At 76.3% G+C, this 2,025-nt stretch carries 1 protein-coding gene; it reads right to left on the bottom strand.

The genetic code is table 11. From position 1 onward, the window contains the following. Positions 1-197: 197 nt before the first annotated feature. Positions 198-2,025: PP2C family protein-serine/threonine phosphatase (locus ACFW1A_RS40230; RefSeq protein WP_380418656.1), on the bottom strand; the 1,828-nt coding region annotated here is incomplete at its 5' end.

Below are 2,025 nucleotides of genomic sequence, written 5' to 3'. Positions count from 1 at the left end.
ACCTCGCCCACGACCTTACGCACCGCCGGGTGCGCCGACCAAGCAGCCCACCGCGGTCGGCGCGCCCGCGGCTGCCGTCGGATCCACGCCTTTCCACTCCGCCCGGTTTCACACCCGCCACGGCCGCCGGACCGACACGGGGTCAGGTCCGCACCAGCACCTGCACCAGCACCGGCACTGGCACCGGCGGACCCGGGTCAGGTCCGCTCCCGTTCCCGCACCGACACCCCGACCAGGCAGGTGTCGTCGTCGGTGTCCGCCCCGCTGTAGCGCAGCAGCTTGTCCAGCAGGGTCTCCAGCCCCGCCGCCCCACGGCCGACCGGCGGCGCCGCGCCCTCGCTCAGCGTCAGCAGCCGTGCCAGCGAGGCCTGGACGGACTGGTCCCGGCGCTCGATCAGCCCGTCGGTGAACATCACCAGCACGTCGCCCGGCAGCAGCTCGGCGCAGTCCTCCTCGTACTCGGCCTGGTCCAGCGCACCCAGCAGGATGCCGCCCACCTGCGGCAGTGCCCGGGCCCGGCCGTCGCGCAGCAGCACCGGGGGCAGGTGGCCGGCCCGCGCCCAGCGCAGCCGACGGGTGCCGGGGTGGTACAGGCCGCACACGGCGGTCGCGGTCACGTTGTCGGTGAGCTGGTGGGTCACGCTGTTCAGCCAGGTCAGCAGCTGGCCCGGGCCGGCCCCGGTGGCGGCCAGGCCGCGCAGCGCGTTGCGCAGCGCCACCATGCCGGTGGCCGCCTCGATCCCGTGGCCGGCCACGTCCCCCACGCAGAGCAGGATCTCCCCGGTCGGCAGGTGCAGCGCGTCGTACCAGTCCCCGCCGACCAGGTGGTCCTTCTCGGCCGGCCGGTAGCGCACCGCCACGTCGAGGCCGTCGAGCGCCAGCGGGCCCGGCGCGGGCGGCATGATGGCCCGCTGCAGCTGCAGCGCCAGCCGGCTGCGCTCCGCCGCCTGCTGCTCGCTCTGGGCCAGCTGGTCCCGGGTGGCCGCCAGGGCCACCTCGGTCCAGTGCTGCGCCGAGATGTCCTGGTAGGCGCCGCGCACCAGCCGCAGGCCCGCCTCCCGGGCCGCCACCGGCTCGGCGACCACCCGGATGTGCCGGGCCACCCCGTCCCGGCGGTTCAGCCGGAAGGCGGTGGCGGCCGGCCGCCGGTGGTGCAGCAGCGTGCGCAGGAACCGGTCGATGGCGAGCCGGTCGTCCGGGTGGGCGTGGTCGGCCAACTGTTCGAGCGGGATCGGCGCCGCCGTCGCGGGCAGGCCGTGCAGGTCGAAGACCGTGTCGCTCCAGGCGATCTGACGGGTCAGCAGGTTCTCCTCGAAGCCGCCGATCCGACCCAGCCGCTGCGCGTGCTGGAGCAGCCGGGCCACCTGCGAGGTGCCCTCCGCCAACCGCCAGATGACCAGCACCTGGTCGCCGTGGCGGCTGATGCCGACCTGGGCCCGGGTGTGCAGCGCCACCCCGTCGACCGTGGCGGCCAGCCGCATGTCCGAGGTGCGGAACGGCTCGCCGGTGGCGAACACGTGCTCCACCTTCTCGGCCAGCCCGCCGGGCTCGGCCGCCAGCGGGTAGGCCTCCAGCAGCCGGGCCCCGGCGACCGCGCCGGCGGGCCGGCCGGCGAAGTCCACGAAGGCCGGATTGAGGTGCCGGACCACGAACTCCAGCGCCGTGTCCGGGCCGTCCGGCGCCAACTGCAGGATCAGGCACGGATCGAGCACCCCGTCGGTGATCCGCCGCAGCTCCTCGAACGGGGACGGCGGCCCCTCGGCCCCCCGGTCCTCGTCCGGCCAGCTCTCCAGGGTGGTCGCGCACAGCTCGGCCAGCGCCTCGAACTGACGGGTCAGCGACTGGGACTGCGCCGGCAGCGGCCCCGGCCAGCAGATCTCCAGCACCCCGACCAGCCGGCCCGCCACCCCCGCGGGCACCGCGAGCCGGCCGCCGGCGATCTCGTGCCGCCCGATCGACGGCGGGACGGCGTCCGCCGGCCCGGACCAGGCGACCGCCGCGCGGTCGTCCTGCGCCCGGCGCGCC

This window comes from Kitasatospora sp. NPDC058965, assembly GCF_042741245.1.
In the GTDB taxonomy this organism is placed as follows: Bacteria; Actinomycetota; Actinomycetes; order Streptomycetales; family Streptomycetaceae; genus Kitasatospora.
This window is presented reverse-complemented; position numbering and strand designations above follow the sequence as displayed.